The 16,561-nt window shown below is 41.0% G+C and carries 12 protein-coding genes; 10 read left to right on the top strand and 2 right to left on the bottom strand.

Annotation, left to right across the window (positions count from 1 at the left end):
- Window positions 1-434 precede the first annotated feature (434 nt).
- The 7 genes from HMPREF9420_RS13900 to HMPREF9420_RS05840 all read left to right on the top strand — a co-directional run bounded on the left by HMPREF9420_RS13900 (window position 435) and on the right by HMPREF9420_RS05840 (window position 12,804).
- The gene (locus HMPREF9420_RS13900) at window positions 435-623 is read left to right on the top strand and encodes a hypothetical protein (RefSeq protein WP_147625628.1); all 189 of its coding nucleotides are present in this window, start codon (window positions 435-437) and stop codon (window positions 621-623) included.
- A gap of 24 nt (window positions 624-647) precedes the next feature.
- A complete protein-coding gene (locus tag HMPREF9420_RS05865) occupies window positions 648-2,396 on the top strand; it encodes a hypothetical protein (protein ID WP_007134572.1) in 1,749 nt (582 codons plus the stop codon).
- 431 nt (window positions 2,397-2,827) lie between these two features.
- Window positions 2,828-4,258 (top strand): tetratricopeptide repeat protein, encoded by a 1,431-nt coding sequence (locus HMPREF9420_RS05860; protein WP_007134571.1) that lies wholly within the window; start codon window positions 2,828-2,830, stop codon window positions 4,256-4,258.
- A gap of 25 nt (window positions 4,259-4,283) precedes the next feature.
- A complete protein-coding gene (locus HMPREF9420_RS05855) occupies window positions 4,284-5,438 on the top strand; it encodes a DUF3575 domain-containing protein (RefSeq protein WP_044078793.1) in 1,155 nt (384 codons plus the stop codon).
- A gap of 16 nt (window positions 5,439-5,454) precedes the next feature.
- Window positions 5,455-6,012, top strand: a complete 558-nt coding sequence (locus HMPREF9420_RS05850) for a DUF3575 domain-containing protein (RefSeq protein ID WP_007134569.1) — start codon at window positions 5,455-5,457, stop codon at window positions 6,010-6,012.
- 19 nt (window positions 6,013-6,031) lie between these two features.
- Window positions 6,032-8,440: an OmpA family protein gene (locus tag HMPREF9420_RS05845; RefSeq protein ID WP_007134568.1), complete on the top strand. Its 2,409-nt coding sequence runs from the start codon at window positions 6,032-6,034 to the stop codon at window positions 8,438-8,440.
- A 20-nt stretch (window positions 8,441-8,460) separates the two neighbouring features.
- Window positions 8,461-12,804: an outer membrane beta-barrel protein gene (locus tag HMPREF9420_RS05840; RefSeq protein ID WP_007134567.1), complete on the top strand. Its 4,344-nt coding sequence runs from the start codon at window positions 8,461-8,463 to the stop codon at window positions 12,802-12,804.
- Window positions 12,805-13,162: 358 nt separating this feature from the next.
- On the opposite strand, the gene HMPREF9420_RS05835 is transcribed toward HMPREF9420_RS05840, so the two are convergent.
- The gene (locus HMPREF9420_RS05835; RefSeq protein ID WP_007134566.1) at window positions 13,163-14,383 is read right to left on the bottom strand and encodes a BaiN/RdsA family NAD(P)/FAD-dependent oxidoreductase; all 1,221 of its coding nucleotides are present in this window, start codon (window positions 14,381-14,383) and stop codon (window positions 13,163-13,165) included.
- A 315-nt stretch (window positions 14,384-14,698) separates the two neighbouring features.
- On the opposite strand from HMPREF9420_RS05835, the gene HMPREF9420_RS05830 reads away from it, so the two are divergent.
- On the top strand, window positions 14,699-15,016 hold the full coding sequence (locus tag HMPREF9420_RS05830) for a DUF3467 domain-containing protein (protein ID WP_007134565.1): 318 nt from the start codon (window positions 14,699-14,701) through the stop codon (window positions 15,014-15,016).
- Here the strand turns inward: HMPREF9420_RS05830 and HMPREF9420_RS05825 are convergent.
- On the bottom strand, window positions 14,991-15,287 hold the full coding sequence (locus HMPREF9420_RS05825; RefSeq protein ID WP_147625626.1) for a hypothetical protein: 297 nt from the start codon (window positions 15,285-15,287) through the stop codon (window positions 14,991-14,993). The two genes, HMPREF9420_RS05830 and HMPREF9420_RS05825, sit on opposite strands and share 26 nt — an antisense overlap.
- Between HMPREF9420_RS05825 and HMPREF9420_RS05820 the strand changes: the two genes are divergently transcribed.
- Together HMPREF9420_RS05820 and HMPREF9420_RS05815 are read left to right on the top strand one after the other, a co-directional pair.
- Window positions 15,268-16,104, top strand: coding sequence for a sulfite exporter TauE/SafE family protein (locus tag HMPREF9420_RS05820; protein ID WP_044078790.1), 837 nt, complete (start codon window positions 15,268-15,270; stop codon window positions 16,102-16,104). The two genes, HMPREF9420_RS05825 and HMPREF9420_RS05820, sit on opposite strands and share 20 nt — an antisense overlap.
- A 1-nt stretch (window position 16,105) precedes the next feature.
- Window positions 16,106-16,495, top strand: coding sequence for a DUF1634 domain-containing protein (locus HMPREF9420_RS05815; RefSeq protein WP_007134563.1), 390 nt, complete (start codon window positions 16,106-16,108; stop codon window positions 16,493-16,495).
- The last annotated feature ends 66 nt before the right edge of the window (window positions 16,496-16,561 follow it).

Below are 16,561 nucleotides of genomic sequence, written 5' to 3'. Positions count from 1 at the left end.
TGATGCTCTTTATACGATGAATTGATAGGAAACGCGGAATGATGGGGGAGGGGTTTGTCTTGGTTTTGATTCTTTTTAAACAAAAGGTTGTGTTTATTTATTCGTTATATGCAGTTTTCTTGCATTAAAAATTATTCTATTTTACGGTAAGATTCTATATATTAACGTTTGTTTACGCATAGACTCGGCTTTTGTCTTTACGGTTTTTTGTATTTTAATTAAATATATATACCTTTGCATTGTCATAAAGACAAGTAGTAGAATTGTCTATTATGAGAAAAGATGTGCAGCTGTTTTAATTGACACATTGATGTTTTTCGTGTGAAGAAAATTAAGGCTTTATTGCACAATTGTATTTTCAGGGAATCAAAGCAACGTACAGAGAATGTACGATAGAGAGTTAATAAATGAAACAAAAAAGTATTCGGTTAACAATGAAAAAAGTTTATGTAAAGCCATGCAGCCTATCGGTTGCAGTCAATTTTGACCACGCTATGTTGGCAGGGAGTGGTATTGGAGTCTCTAACCAAAATCTAACTCCGCAACCGCATCAGACACTTGGCGGACCAGGTTCACCTGCAAAGATGAATCCTTTCGCTGCTGATGAGGAAGAAACAAATTAATAACCCATTACAAAAAGAAACTACATGACTTTAAAAAAGATTTTAAGTGTTGTTCTTGGAGTTACTGCTTTGGGGCTGTTCTCGTGTGCAAGTGACCAGAACAACGAGGATAACACGGTGATAAGCCCCGAGAAGAGTGTAAGACGTACATTGACTATATCAACCAATGCTGATGAACAAACGAGTGCATCTGCTAAGTCTCGTTCAATAGTAAGCCTTGTTGATGGAAACAAATGGGAGGATGGAGATGTCTTTTTGGCTTATAACATCTCAGAACCTCATAGAGTTGAACAGCTTACAGCAAAGGGTACTGGTAATGAAACGACGTTGAAAGGTGATATAGAATGTAAGGATAACGACAAAATAGGAGTGTTTTATCCTTATAAATTGAGTGAAGGTTTTGTTCAATCTAAGGTGCATGTCAGCATGCTTAAAGGCGTGGTGACTGAAAATCATCATGTAGTGGAGAAGAATCAAGACGGAACTCTTGAGACAATAAAATATTTTGATTATAGCTACGGCACTGCAACGGTGAAGGCTGCACAGGGAGGTCGCACTGCATCGGGTAGCGTTGCAATGGAAAAGTTGTATGCCGTGTTGCACTTAGATTTTACAGCTGGTGGTGCAAAACTGAACAATATTAAGAAACTTACGCTGTCAAATGTCATCGAAGAAGCACGTTTTAATGTTCTGACTGGCCAGTTTGAAGATCTTACAATGGGTGCAATCACAATCACACCTACAAGTTCTCGCAGTGAGTTTGATGTTGCTGTGTTTCCTGATCAGAACTTTAAGCCAGAGTTTACTGTTGTTACCGATGAGGGAAAAACTTATAAATTCGAAGTGAAAACCGGGCTGAAGGTAAATGGAGCAGACTATCTTCCGTTTACTGTTGCAGTGAAAGAGTTCACACCTTATATTGAAATTGATAATATAAGGTGGGGTAAATATAATCTGCAATATACTCCTGGTTCAAAAACAGAAGGTTGGATTGATGGGTATCATCTTGCAAAGAATCCTTGGGATTACTTCTACATGGAAGAGGATCCGTTGAATCTTAGTCCTCAACAACTTCCCCAGAATAAAGATAATGTAGCTTTTGATCACTTCCGTTGGAGGGATATTTCGCAGGCACATAACTACTCTGGGGCACAACAATCACATTATGATGTAAGTACAGGTAATATACAAGGGAAAGTTTCCAATGGAGAATATGGTGATCTTGCTTACTATGCATCAAATCATAAATGGAAGTTGCCGACGAAAGCAGATTATGAAAGTTTGATGAAACATACAGCTCAGTATGTTGGATACTATTCGGACGGACAGCATGATGTATTTGGTGTTCTCTTTGTTCCTAAACCAACGAATACTTCAGAAATAGGATATATAGTGACAAAGCAAGGAAAAATAAATAAGAAGTCTGGTGAGACCGGTAGTCTGGGACATATGTTTGGCACTGGTAGCAATGACTATGCTCGAAATAATAATACTAAAATGTTTAAGTTTACTAAAGAAGATTTAGATAAAGGTATATTCTTTCCTGCAGCAGGATCATATCAAGATTACAACGATGGTAATCCTACATTGGCTAATCCAGGAAGACAGGCGTTATATTGGACGGCAGATGGTGTAAATGCTGAAAAAGCGTCGGTATTTACTTTCAGTTATATCACGGTAACTAATGGGCAGTTAAACTATGCAACTGTAGGAAAAATACCAAATTCAAAACGGGCTATGTATAGTATTCGTCCAATCTATGTAGGACAATAAGATTGAAAAAGAGAAATAAATATAGTTGAAAGCAGGAGAGAACTCGGTGGGTTTACATCTTGTTTTTAATATAAATAAAAAGAAGGGAATACAAATTATTCATTTGTTTACCCTTCTTTTTTATATTTTAATTTTTGTAGAAAGCTGTATATATTGATACTCTGTAATTAATTCAATCTTTTTATTTTTATTCTTAAATAGAATGAATAGTGTGTATAAGCACTATTATTGAAGATGTTGAAATATAGTAAAGACAGGAATCTTTCGTGTTTGTGTGTAAACAAACTTAGCGTTAATAAAAGATAATTAAAATCTGATTCTTCTTAAATATGTGTTTATTCACAAAAAAATATGTTAGCTTTGTGGTGATTTATAAGGATTAGAGATTAAATATTCTTTATCGTGTTGCGTAACACAATAATATCATAGCTATGTGTAAATTAAGATTATTAGGTATTGTTCTCTGGTTAACGGTCACGTCTTCTATTGCTCAAAACCCAATGAAAAACGGTCAGATTGAGGAAATGGTAAAGTTAATTAAGACGAATGAAAGGCTGGCACAATCGTATGCAGAGACTGCAATGAAGGCGGATAAGGATAACACTGACCTTATTGCTAAAATAGGATTAGCTTATCTTCAGGCTGGAAAGATTGATGAAGCAGAGAAGTATTTCTACTTGACTCGCAAGTGTTATAAGATTACTCCTTTAGCAATTAGCTTAGGAGGAGACATTGCGCAGGCCCAAGGAAAAATTGATTCAGCGAAGTATTACTATCGCCGTGCAATGTATTTTGACCGCCATGACCCCGAAGCTTATTTCAAATATGCTGAATTAGTAAGGTTCACGGATATGCCAGATGCCATGCGCAAGTTGGAGACGATTAAGCAGTTGCGTCCTGATTTGTCTATTGACGGGAGGATAGCTGAACTCTATTATGATGCACAACGCTATGATGCAGCCATTGCTTTGTATGAAAAGCAGGGACTAAAGAAGCTCACAGAGAAAGAACTTGTGCATTATGCGCAGTCTGTTTTACTATCGGGTAACTACAAGAAAGCATTGGAAGTAGCCACCGAAGGCAGTGAGTTCTATCCCCACAATACAGACCTTGTGCGACTCATGCTCTATTGTAATACCGACTTAGAGCATTATGATCGTGCGTTGGAGAATGCCAAAGAGTTGATGGATATGCATACAGACTCGGCGAAACTCCGCTATACCGATTATCTTTACTACGGCTATGTGCTCAATGGTTTGAAGCGAACTCCTGAAGCAATTCAAAAGTTTGAGCAGGCAAGAGCATTGGCAAAAGACGTTCCAGGCATTGATAAAGACATCGCAAATGCCTATAATAAGATAGGTGATTACGATAATGCAATCAAATATACACGTGAGAATTTAGCGCGAATTACTGACTCTACATACGACCGTTCGCATGATTTGTTCCAATTGGGACTGCTTTATTGGAAGAAGGCTACAGCCAATTCTACGGATGCTTCATCGTCAGATTATGACCTCAATACACTCAAACAAGCTGAGAATGTGTTTGCTGAAGTGTCACGTTTGAAGCCTAATAGCTATGTAGGTTATTATTGGAGAGCTAAGGCAAATGCCTTGATGGACCCCAAGAATGCACGCGGATTGGCTAAACCTTATTATAAACGTGCAGCCGAATTATTGGAAAAAGAAGGTGGAGATAAAGATTATTTAATCGAATGTTACAAGCAACTTTCTTATTATTACTATACAAAGAAGGTGATGCCTGAGGCGATAAGCTATGCTGAAAAGATTATAAATCTTGACCCAAATGATAGTTATGCAAAGCAATTGCTTTCGATAACAGCTACGAAGAAAAAGTAAAAAGATAACGATTTTATAGCAGTTTATGAATCATTCTAAACTATGTAGATGGCTGGTTTGCCTGTTTGCACAAATGCTTTTCATTGTGCCCGCAGACGCGCAACAGCTATACTACAACAAGGTTGATACTTTGACGTTTGGTCAAAGATTTAATATCAGAACCAATACTGTGGACTGGCTGGCTCTAACCCCTAACATTGGAGTAGAGTTTACGTTAGGAAACAAGAACTGGAGTAAGTGGACTTTGGGTGTGCAGGGACGCTTGAATTGGAAAGAACAGTCAAAAGAAACCCTCTATCATGTCTATGATCTCTATGATGGTAGACTCCAGTTGCGGAAATATTGGCATGGAAAGAAACCCACAAGTGTGTTTTATTGGGGTATCTATGCAGGTGCAAATAGCTTTGATATCAAGTTGAATGCAACAGGACGAAAAGGAAATTCTGTCTTCGGAGGCCTGATGTTTGGCTATGTTCACCAACTCTATGGTTATATGAATGGCAGTCGTCTCGACCTCGATTTAGGCTTGAATGGCGGTGTAGTGTTTGCAAAGTTCAAGGAATATAAGCGAGTTCTTAACGGAAATCGTTATGAATATCAAACTACAAAGCCTGAAAACGGCTACAAACTAACCTTCCAGCCATTAATTTATGCCGCATCTACCGACGTAATCCGTGCTTCATTGGTTTATCATTTCGGACCGAATGTAGCCAATAAGTATAAGAAACGCATGATGGTTGACAACAACTATCGCATCACTTTGGCTAATTTGAAGTTGCAACGCGATAGCATTAATGAGGCAAATAAGGTTGCAGCGCGTGTCCGCCGAGACTCTTTGGAGAAGGTAGACTACGAGAAACGATTTGAACAACAGCGTTTAGAGAACGAAAAACGCTATGCAAATGACTTGATAAAAGCAGTCAAATTAGGCGGTGAAAAGACTGAGATTGCACCGCAAAATGATGCAAATCATGAGGTAAAGTCAGTGGAAGAACATGACTCTGTAGTCTCAATGATGACTCCAATGCCTTCAAACTTAGTGATGCCAAGCCGTAAAACGCTGGCTTACTTGCCCTTACAGACGAGAGAACATCGTGCAGAAAGTAAGCTGTATGAGGTTGCTCGCGACTTTGTTTTGCCCGAATGGCAGTTGTATTTGAAAAGAACTAAACACGCATAATAAGGCTATATAAGAAATGAAAAAGATAATTTTGATTTTCATCATGGCTTTGGGAACCATTGTATCCCATGCACAGAAGCTCAGCATTAATACGGATGTAATGATGCTTGCGACACAAACTTATAACTTAGGTGCCGAGATGACGATTGGCAATCGCTCGACTTTAGGACTTACAGTCTTTGGAAATCATAATCCATATATCCACAAAGATATGAAAGTTGTAGGCGTTCAGCCAGAATATCGCTATTATTTCGGTGGACGTCCGCTATATCATCATTTTGTTGGTGTAGGTCTTTTGGCTGCCGATTACAATGTAATCCATAAGCATGTTCGTTACGATGGATATGCCTTAGGCGCTGGAATTACGTTTGGTTACGTCTTTGCTTTGTCCAACAAACTTGCCTTAGATGCTCATGCCGGCGTAGGACTTGTGGGGAATAGTCATACTGTTACACGTATGGATGGGCAGGCAATAGAACTCAATGATGGTTCGGGCTTAACGAGAGAAGGCTTTAAGTCATTGCACATTCTACCGACAAAGATTGGTATTTCCCTATCTTATACGATATGGTAAACGATAAAATAAGTTGAAGATGAAAGCATATAGTAAACACATAATTCTGTTATTGTTTTCTTGTCTGTTTGTATTCATGGGACATGCACAGGTGATTCATATCACAGGTAATGTCTCAAAGATGATGAGAACATTGGATGGAAAGGGTAATGCGAAAGAACCTTTGTCGACACCCGTATATATTTTCGACAACAAAAAGGACGCTCGGGCGCAAGCAAACCTATATAATACAAAAGGACGCGAGCTGGGTAGTGTTGTGAATATCAAGAGTAATGACGTTATTACGCCTGATTATGAAGGACACTTTGAGGCTGATGTTTCTGCAAATGGTGCTTTATTGGTGACCAATGGCGCACAGGTAAAGGTGATAGAAATAAAGGGTACACAGCTAAACTATGACATAACTTTCGCTTCGGGGACTGATGATGCCATCTTGTTACAGGGTACAAGCGTCTATGCGAAACGCAAAGGAGTGAACTTTATAGAGCAACCCCCTTTGGATGATGGACCAAATCTCCATTGGAATGTATCGATTGGATTGCCCGAAGACTATGCAACAAAGCACTCACGACTGATTTTTCAGCCTGCAGCGATAGACATAGAATCAAAAGACACGGTGCAGTATTTGGAGCCCGTGGTATTGGAAGGTTTCCAATATCACGCTAATCAGATTCGTCGAAAGAGTTATGATTATAACCGCAACGACTCACTTCATCCTTATTATAAAGTAGATCCACGACTAAGTTCGATGCCCGTGAAGATGGATTGGGAAATTACTTATCCGAAACCTGACCCTGATAAAGGCTATAAGTGGATAGGAACTTTGAGCTTGGAAGACTATACTCATGTTTATTATAAAGAGTTTAAAGAGGGTACATCGCATAGCCGTAAACCATGGAAGATGTTGGATTTGGCAACAGCTAAAGTCGATATGGACCTTGGACCGCGTTTCTTTGAGCAAGTGAGAGCACGTCTTCAGGAAGTTCCAAGAGAGCTTCAGTTGTATTTTATCGTAGCAAAAGACGAGTTAACTCCTGATACTATCAATCAACAAACACTTGATATGCTTGTTCGAGAGCTTCGTTCTTACGGACGATCACTTGTTGGTTTCACCATTCAAGGAGGTGCTTCACCTGAAGGTGGCTATAATTTCAACAAGGACTTAGCTGCTCGTCGTGCGCGAAAGATATTGAATATTGTTGGTTCTCAGATAAATAGTGCAAACCTGATTGTTAAGGATCCTCGTGTGTATACATGGGATGATGTAGCTGATTCGTTGGTTGCCCATGGACAAACTGCCGAGGCAGACGAACTGCGTAAATATGGAAAAGCAGGTGATAAGGCTGCTTTACGCCGCATGATGGATAGCAATCCGCTCGTGGTTAGAATCATGGAGAATCAACGAAAGATTCAAAGTACATACACTATTCGTCGTAACAAGATTTTAGATCCTGTTGAAACGGTTTGGACTTACTATAACGATCCACGCTATGCAGAGAATGGTCCTGAGGTGTTTTCAAATGGAGACTATTATAATTTATTGAAACAGATAAAGGATTCTGCTGAAGTAAGGAAACTCGTTTTCAGGGCTTATCGTCAGAATATGGCGCGCAAAACAGCGAAATATAGTCCATTTGCAGCCTACATTGCTAATCGTGTAGCTTGTTATATGCTTGAACAGGACTCGATAGACCTTAGCATCCTCGCTCCATTTATAGACATGCAGTCAGGTGTTGAGGTGACGCGTCCGATAGCTTTTGATAACTCTTACACCTATACGGTTAACTATAAAGAGATTGTAGCCAATCAAGCGTTGATGTATCTTCGTAAGCGTAAGATGGGAGAAGCTGCCTTCTTGGCAAATAAATTGCCCGATACAGAGAAGTTCCATGAGTTGAAGATGCTCATAGATCTTGAGACATTGTTCTTCAAACAAAACAAAACACCAGAAGAAGAGGCTCGTGCGAAGACGGCATTAGCCTATGTAATGCAATCAAATCCAGTCAATCGAGCTGTGCTTAGTACTGAACTTGCACCTGAGTTGGGCTATACCTATAAACAGGTTGAGCCACTTGTTGACTCGTTGCCTGATAACTTGGCAAAGAAATGGTATCTAAAGGGAATCATTGCAGCAAATGATCCCGACATGGATAACGTCACTTTGACTGACCTTATCAGTAAGTATGGTTCGGAAACAGCCTTGAAACTCCAGGCCATTGATTGCCCGGACTTCTTAGCTTACTTCCAACATAGCTTTGATTTGGAGCCTTCTTTCAAGAAGTTCTATACTACAGATGCGAATGTTAGCGATGACCTTCGCAAACGTTATCCGTATAAAGAGGCTAATATTCCGGTCTATCGGAAACGTTTCAAGTATATAACGAAGACGGAAGATAATGATGATGAAAAGGCTGAGGTGGCCGAATAAATAGATAAAACAGAAAGAAGATGAAAAAAATATTTTTGTTACTGTTATCTGTATCAGTAGCCTTTGTAGGAGGAGGAAGTGCAAAGGCCTCTGTCTCAACAAAGATGTTGTCTGCGGATGTGCATCCTCTTACCGTGCAAGATCCTGATACTGTTGCGCGCGATTTAAGCGATTTAGAAGATGTAATCCCTGCATCTGCGACCACACAAGCGCAAGATACTGCATATTATGGTGCTGCCCGACAGAAGAATTTCAATGCTTTGAGATTCGTTCTTGATAGCCGTCATCGTTTCAAAGGTGACCGTTATGTGCGTGGAGACTTTTGGAACAATACCTTTATAGATATGGGTGGTGGTGTCGGTGGATTCTATCATAATACGAATGCCGCATCTTTCACGCCAACACTCAGCTTGCGTTTGGGCGTAGGTAAAGTTGTAAGTCCGATGGTTTCCTTCCGGTTGGGCTTCGAAAAGGCATGGGCTTACTCACATGCTTCCACGACAGTTTACAACACAAACCAATACAATTCATACGGCGGTTACGTTGACTTCTTGTATAATTTCAGTAATTATCTCTTGGGCTATCGACCTGAACGCCCCTTCAATGTGTCTGGAATCTTGGGCTTAGGAGTACAGACTGCAAGCCTTCATTCATGGAATAATGCAGACATGACTGCCGTTGGTGCCAGCACTTCTGGAGCCGCATTAGATGGTCATGTGGGTGTACAGTTCAAGTTCTTTGCAAGTCCATACGCTTCAATTGCCTTGGAACCCTATTTCAAAGTGGCTACAAAGAAGTTGAATCTCTTGGCTAATCCTGGTTATAGTGACCCTGATTTTAGTTATGGAGTGAATTTCGCTTATCAGTGGAACTTTGCGAAGCAGCTCTCGTATATGGCCAATGCAGGTATATTCCAAAAGCATTTCAACAACCAAAAACGCTATATGCTTGACAATGGTCAATTGCAACATCTTCGTTATCCGATGTTCTTTGACTATAGTTTTGGTCCAATGTATGTTGGAAAATCATACAATTTGTCGCTGCGTAACACAAGAGGATTCGATGCTTTGGCAGCAGTGGGCTGGTGGTTAGCACCTGCAGCTGGTGTGCGTGCAGGTGTTCATGTGACCAACGGCGACTGGAAGCAAGGCTCAATAGGCAATGATGACACGAAGTCCCTTATCGGAACACGTGGTGTAAACGTTGACTTCCTCTTCAATCCCTTTGGATTTAAGCGCCATTATAATTGGGATGCACCTGTTGGAATGAATCTTCTTGCGGGCTATGAATTTGGTGGAATGAAGAAGACAGCAGCCAGTTTGTTTGGTTCTTATGAAGGAAATTATACTGCATTTAGATTTGGAGGACAGCTTTGGATGAAGCTAACAAATGATCTTCGCCTAACACTTGAGCCTACTTATATGCAGATAGAGCATTATAATGGCAATCTCGATCGTGAGCGTTATGATGAATATGCTGTCAAGCTTGGACTCTCATTGCTCTTCCGAGACAAAGGAATCCGTAACTATCGTAACGTGGAATCGGACTCTGTTCTCAATACCATTCAGCGCGGATACTTCTTGGGTTTGGGCTTAGGATGGAACAATACAGTGTGGGAATGGCGTTTCAAAGGCTACCAACATGACTTATTGAAGAATGCGGTTCTCTTTGGAGGATATCGTTTCAACAAGATACATGGCATTCGTTTACAGGCAGAGTGGATGAAGGAAGCACAGGCTTTCTTTGATAGTTATGGTTCAGGTATAGAAAAGTTTACCTATAATAACTACCTGTTATCAACTGATTACCAGATTAATCTCTTTAATGCGATGGCGGGATATGACCCACTTCGTCGCTGGAATGTATATATGTATGCCGGCCCAACGCTATTGTTAGGCGATGGAGGTGCAGCCTTTGCAGCTAATGTTGGAGGTATGGTTACCTATAATATAACACCAAACCTCTCTCTCTTCTATAGCCATACTATTTATCGTATGCCAAAAACACGCTACCCACACCACATGGTTTATACTCGTGATGGTATCTTTACGAACAACCTTAACGTGGGTGTCATGTATAATTTCGACCGAGATAACAATATCTTTGCAGCTGCTTCTCAACGCCGTTTCTTCTTTGAATACGGCTTCGGTCCAGCCTATACAGGCCGTACTCCGTTACGTTTCCGCAACACAAGAGGCTTTGATGCCAATGCTTCTATAGGCTGGTGGTTCTCCTCAGCCTTTGCACTTCGCGGTGGAGTTCACGTCACAAATGCAGACTGGCAGACTACCCAGTACGCGAATGAAGATACAAAACTCCTCGTTGGTACACGTGGAATTGCAGCCGACTTACTTATTAATCCTCTTGGTTTTGTTAAGGATTATAATTGGGAAATGCCGTTTGGATTCAACCTTGTTGGAGGTTATGAGTTTGGTCAAGGCAAGCGAACCATGACACCTTATGCTGATTCTTTTGAAGGAAACTATACTGCTTTACGTGGTGGTGTGCAGCTTTGGGCACGCCTTGCTAATGGACTTCGCTTTACTCTTGAACCGATGGTATCGTCAGTTAAGCTTAAAGGTGTAAATGGATATAACTATAACGAATATGCGTTGAAGGCCGGAGTAGCTGTACTTTTCAAGCGTCAGGCAGAGCGTAACTACCCAGATGTCCCCTCAGATGAGGTTCGGAATATTCCCAAGAAGGGCTATTTCTTAGGCGTAGGTATGGGTTGGAGCAACACTATTTGGGATTGGCGATTCTCTGGATATCAGCATGGTGTGTTGAAGAATGCCACAATCTTTGGTGGTTATCACTTCAATGAACTTCACGGTATACGTCTACAGAGTGAGTGGATGCGCGAGAAAATAGCCTTCCCTAACTATGCAAGTCAAGTAAAACTGAAGCCAAATAATTATCTCCTTTCACTTGACTATCAGTTCAATCTCTATAACTATATGGCAGGATATGACCCATCTTGCCGCTGGAATGTATATCTCTATGGTGGTCCAACACTTGCTGTTGGTGACGGCGGAACTAAGCTTGCGGCTAATGTCGGAGGTATGGTTACGTATAATCTCACGCCAGATGTCTCTCTGTTCTATAGCCATACGATTTATCGTTTCAATAAACATTATTATCCAACGAGCCTTGTTTATACGCGAGATGGAACGTATACGAACAACTTGAACATTGGTGTGATGTATTCGTTTGATGCTTTCCGCAACTTCCTTATCCGCGATGATGAAGGCAATCCGATGCGTCGTCCTCTCTTCTTAGAGTATGGTATTGGGCCAACGTTTATGAGTAAAACTCCTTTGAAAGGTTTCAAGACCACAGGTTTTGATTCAAAGTTCCTCGTTGGATGGTGGGCAAACTCTGCTGTTGGCGTTCGAGGCGGTGCACATGTAACCAATGCTAACTGGGACAAAGGTAGCTTTATGGGAGATGATGTCACCTTGCTCATTGGTACGCGTGGTGCTTTATTCGACCTGTTGATTAATCCATTAGGCTTCGTTTCGCATTATGATTGGAACTCACCCCTTGGCTTTAATGTCTTTGGTGGATATGAAATAGGTCATGCAAAGAAGACAAGTGCAGGCTTTGTCAATACATTTGAGGGCAACTATCATACGTTCCGAGTAGGTGGACAGTTATGGGCTAAGTTGACAAATGACTTGCGTTTGACCTTCGAACCAACCTTCTCAGCAATCAAGTTGTCTGCTTCTGATGACAATCGTCATAATCAATTTGCACTCAATGTGGGTGTTTCTATGCTTATGAGAAGTAAGAAATACCGTGACTATGATGAGACTCTTCCTGAAGAAAAGCGTTATAACTTACCATTACAAGGCTTCTTTGTCGGCGGTGGATTCGGTTGGAATAACACCATTTGGCGTTGGAAGTTCAGCTCTCAAAAGGGAGATTTGCTGAAGAATGCAATGGCTTTTGCCGGTTATAACTTCTCAACAGTGCACGGAGTTCGTGTACAAGGCGAGTGGATGAGAGAGAAAATGGACAACAACGAAGGTGCAGGTATCTATACAGAACACTTCAACAACGTGCTCGTTTCATTCGATTATCAACTCAATGCGCTTAATGCCATCTCAGGATTTGACCCTGCTCGCCGTTGGAATGTATATTTCTATGGAGGTCCAACGATGTTGATGGGCACTGGCGGATTTAAGGGGGCATTGAATGTTGGTGGTCAAGTGGGCTACTCAATCAACCGCAATCTTTCGCTATTCTATAGCCATACAGTTTATCGTATGCCTGCTGGTCGCTATCCACATAGCCAGCCTTTCACGAAGAATGGTACGTTTACAAACAACCTGAATATTGGTTTGATGTATAATTTTAAGTAAGATAAGGCCCGGTCTCCATTCAGATAGGCTTATTACAAAAAAGTAATCAAAGGTCCATATTGGTCATTTTATCGCCAATGTGGACCTTTTTTATTTCATATTGATATGGAGGTCGTGAGCTTAAAGATTATAGAATGTGTTGTGTTTGTTTTATAGCTGAAAACCAACGAAAAAGAGAGGATGTTGATAGGGGTTTAGAATCATTAAATCATTTGAGGCATTTCACACGATGATATGTGCCATTTTACCGAGTAAACTGCGTCAGATGATTGTATGATTTGACGTAAAATATCGTGCAAAAAGGTAGCAATCACTTTTGGTTTTAAGAGATATTGTTTAGTACACTCATTCTTTTTCTTCAACTTTCTGCAGCTGCCTGTCCTGCCACAACCCCTGTTGTCCAAGCCGCTTGCAGGTTAAATCCTCCTGTAATTGCATCGATATCCAGGACTTCGCCAGCGAAATAGAGACCTGGGCAAACTTTACTTTCGAGTGTTTTTGCATGGATTGATTCCAAACTTATACCGCCACAAGTCACAAATTCGGCGCGAAATGTGCCCTTGCTTGCAATGGTATATTGATCGTTGGTTAAGACTTCAATGAGTCGATTCAGCGTTTTTCGCCCAAGTTCTCCCCAAGGTTTCCTCTCATCTAATTGAAGTTTAGCCAAGATGTAGAGCCATAATCGCGTTGGAATAGCCAGGGGATGGAGCGTGCCGAGTTGTTTTCGGGCATGTTGAAGCTGAAATTTTATGAGCACATCTTCTACTTCTGTGCGCGAAATTTTACCTATCCAGCTCACCGAAAGCGGTGATTTATAGTCGTGTTCAGCCAGCCATCGGGCGGCGTATGAAGACAGTTTCAGAACTGCCGGACCGCTCATTCCCCAGTGCGTCACGAGGAGTGGTCCCTCTGCGCGCATTTTTGTACCTGGGATTGTGACTGCAACCGAGTCGACAACTGTGCCCATGAGGTTACAAAACGCATGGTCGTTGATGGTGAAAGTGAATAGGGATGGGACGGGAGATGCTATCTTATGCCCCAGCGAGGCAAGGTAATGAAGTTGCTTTTCTTGTGGCGCTCCACCCGTAGTCACGACAACTCGGTCGAACATTCGACAGGAATCGTCGGCAAAGGTTAGGGCAATGTGTCCGTCTTCCGTAGGTTGAAGCGAGGTTAGTCGGTGTCGGCAACAGATAGTAATGCCCAATTTCTTGGCTTGATTTGTCAGGCAATCCATGACAGCATGAGCGTCTTGAGCCTTTGGAAAGACACATTCATCTTCCTGTATTACGACGGGTACGCCATGAGATTCAAACCAACGAATCGTATCTTCATGGTTAAAGGTCTTCATTAAGCGCTTCATCAGCTTTGCACCTCGAGGGTAAGCTTGCTGCATATCCGTGATATTTGCAAAACTGTTTGTTAGGTTACATCGTCCGCCTCCTGTGATTTCCACTTTTGACAACACCTTATGTGACCGCTCAAAGATAGTTACCTTTGTTGCAGGGTTGGTCGTTCGAGCGGTGATGGCAGCCATAAAGCCCGCTGCCCCGCCACCAATGATAGCTATTTCCATTGTTTATTATATGTAGTTTTTAATCAGAGATGGTGGTCAACACAAACAAAAGACTTCCTTATTCCTTTCAAAGGAGCATGGCATTCGTTAGGTTGAACCACAATAAATAAAACTGCCTATGGTTGCAAATTTACGAAATGTTTATAGAAATATATTCTTTTGTGGACACGAATCCCTACACTTGACGAAATTTTTTGTGGCGCAATGGGTTGTGAAAGATTTGTAACAGTTATGAGATATAATTCTTGTGACATTCAAATATTTTGCTTACCTTTGTCATAACTCAATTAACAACCTTTATAAACATTATTATATATGGAAAATGAAAACAATCAGCAGCAGAACCTGCAAATAGATTTGAAACCGGAAATCGCCAAAGGTGTTTATGCAAACTTGGCCTTAATTACTCATTCAAGCTCAGACTTCGTGTTGGATTTTGCCACGATGTTGCCAGGAATGCCTAAGCCTGAGGTGAGCGCGCGTGTAGTAATGGCTCCCGAACATGCCAAGCGTTTGTTGCAGGCTTTACAAGAAAATATTTATAAGTACGAACAACAATTTGGTAAGATTGTGATTCCAGAGCAGATGGATCGCATGGCAACACCATTTAATGTGCCGGAAAAGGAATCATAAAGCAGTGGGCATCGCAGCCTTTTATGCTTGCCTTAACTTGGCAGTTCTTCTTTAGAAAGAAGATAATATGATTTTGAATAAAACCATAAGTGAATGAGATGAGTCGGTGATTCATCTCATTTTTGTTTGTAATAGCTGGCAGTTTAGGAACTGATAGAAGACAATTTTTTCTATCGTTAGCAGCCTTTTTTATAGAAAACACCCCTTTAGTTTCTAACATTTTGCCTAATTTTGCAAATAAAAAAAGCTCAATGAGTATTATTGTTTTCACGATTTTATTGTTTTTAGGAGCCTATTGTGCAGGATTATTAGGTTCGCTAACCGGTTTGGGAGGAGGCGTTGTAGTCATTCCTCTGCTTACCTTGTGTTTCGGAATAGACTTTCATTATGCCATCGGTGCAGCCTTGGTAGCGTCGATAGCAACCTCATCGGGGTCGGCAAGTGCTTATGTTAAGGAAGGAATGACCAATATTCGGTTGGGAATGTTCCTTGAAGTAGCTACCAGTCTCGGTGCAGTCTTGGGTGCAGCAGCGGCATTATGGATGCCAACAAATGCCATTGCGATTATCTTTGGAGGCGTTTTGCTCCTCACAGTGGCTATGCAATTCAAACAAAAGACGGATTATGTGGACGTGAAAGGAAGCAAGTTGGCGATGAAATTGAAGCTCTTTGGCAGTTATCCGAATAAAGAAGGGAAGCTTCAAAACTACGAACTCAAGAACGTTCCAGGTGGATTTGCGGTGATGGTGCTTGCTGGTGCCTTGTCAGGACTATTGGGTATTGGCAGCGGAGTGCTGAAAGTGTTGGCTATGGACAGTTGTATGAAGGTGCCATTTAAGGTTAGTACCACGACAAGTAACTTTATGATAGGTGTAACTGCAGTGACTTCGGCTGTAGTTTACTTGCAACGAGGATATATAGAGCCAGGAATCGCCTTCCCAATTATGGTAGGTGTGTTGGCTGGGGCAATGAGTGGAGCAAAACTTTTGAAGCGTTTGGATGTTAAACTCCTAAGAAAGATATTTGCTGTTGCTATTTTTTTAGTTGCTTTAAATATGATATATAATGGTATTATAGGTAAGTTCTGATATGGAAAACAATTCAAATTCTAAGAATAATATGAACATTCTGATTGGCAATACCTTGCGAATTGGAGTTCTTTTGGCTTGTGTCATCGCGTTGTTAGGTGGTATTTGGTATATCGTTTCATCTTCAGGAATGGGTTTACCAGACTATTCGGTCTTTAAAGATGGTGGAGATCCCAGTTACACTACATTCAGTGGGATTATTCATTCGGTTTTAACCTTCTCACCAATAGGCTGGGTTCAGCTTAGTGTTGTTGTCTTAATGCTTACACCTGTCATGCGCGTTGTGCTTTCATTGGTAGATTTTGGCATTCAACGAGACTGGTTGTATGTCATCATTACAGGCATTGTATTGTTTGTAATCATTGCAAATTCACTCGTTGGAGTAGGATAATGGATGTTAAATAATAAATAAATAGTTATTTATTGTTAATTACTTGTGTTGTGTAAGCTATTCGTT

The organism is Segatella salivae DSM 15606 (assembly GCF_000185845.1).
In the GTDB taxonomy this organism is placed as follows: Bacteria; Bacteroidota; Bacteroidia; order Bacteroidales; family Bacteroidaceae; genus Prevotella; species Prevotella salivae.
The sequence above is the reverse complement of the archived record's forward strand: the minus strand, read 5'-3'. Positions and strand labels throughout refer to the sequence as shown.

Coding starts and splice junctions, on each gene's coding strand:
- HMPREF9420_RS05840 (WP_007134567.1), top strand. CDS start 8,461: ATGAAAAAAATATTTTTGTTACTGTTATCTGTATCAGTAGCCTTTGTA.
- HMPREF9420_RS05820 (WP_044078790.1), top strand. CDS start 15,268: ATGAGTATTATTGTTTTCACGATTTTATTGTTTTTAGGAGCCTATTGT.
- HMPREF9420_RS05865 (WP_007134572.1), top strand. CDS start 648: ATGACTTTAAAAAAGATTTTAAGTGTTGTTCTTGGAGTTACTGCTTTG.
- HMPREF9420_RS05845 (WP_007134568.1), top strand. CDS start 6,032: ATGAAAGCATATAGTAAACACATAATTCTGTTATTGTTTTCTTGTCTG.
- HMPREF9420_RS05850 (WP_007134569.1), top strand. CDS start 5,455: ATGAAAAAGATAATTTTGATTTTCATCATGGCTTTGGGAACCATTGTA.
- HMPREF9420_RS05835 (WP_007134566.1), bottom strand. CDS start 14,383: ATGGAAATAGCTATCATTGGTGGCGGGGCAGCGGGCTTTATGGCTGCC.
- HMPREF9420_RS13900 (WP_147625628.1), top strand. CDS start 435: ATGAAAAAAGTTTATGTAAAGCCATGCAGCCTATCGGTTGCAGTCAAT.
- HMPREF9420_RS05815 (WP_007134563.1), top strand. CDS start 16,106: ATGGAAAACAATTCAAATTCTAAGAATAATATGAACATTCTGATTGGC.
- HMPREF9420_RS05860 (WP_007134571.1), top strand. CDS start 2,828: ATGTGTAAATTAAGATTATTAGGTATTGTTCTCTGGTTAACGGTCACG.
- HMPREF9420_RS05830 (WP_007134565.1), top strand. CDS start 14,699: ATGGAAAATGAAAACAATCAGCAGCAGAACCTGCAAATAGATTTGAAA.
- HMPREF9420_RS05855 (WP_044078793.1), top strand. CDS start 4,284: ATGAATCATTCTAAACTATGTAGATGGCTGGTTTGCCTGTTTGCACAA.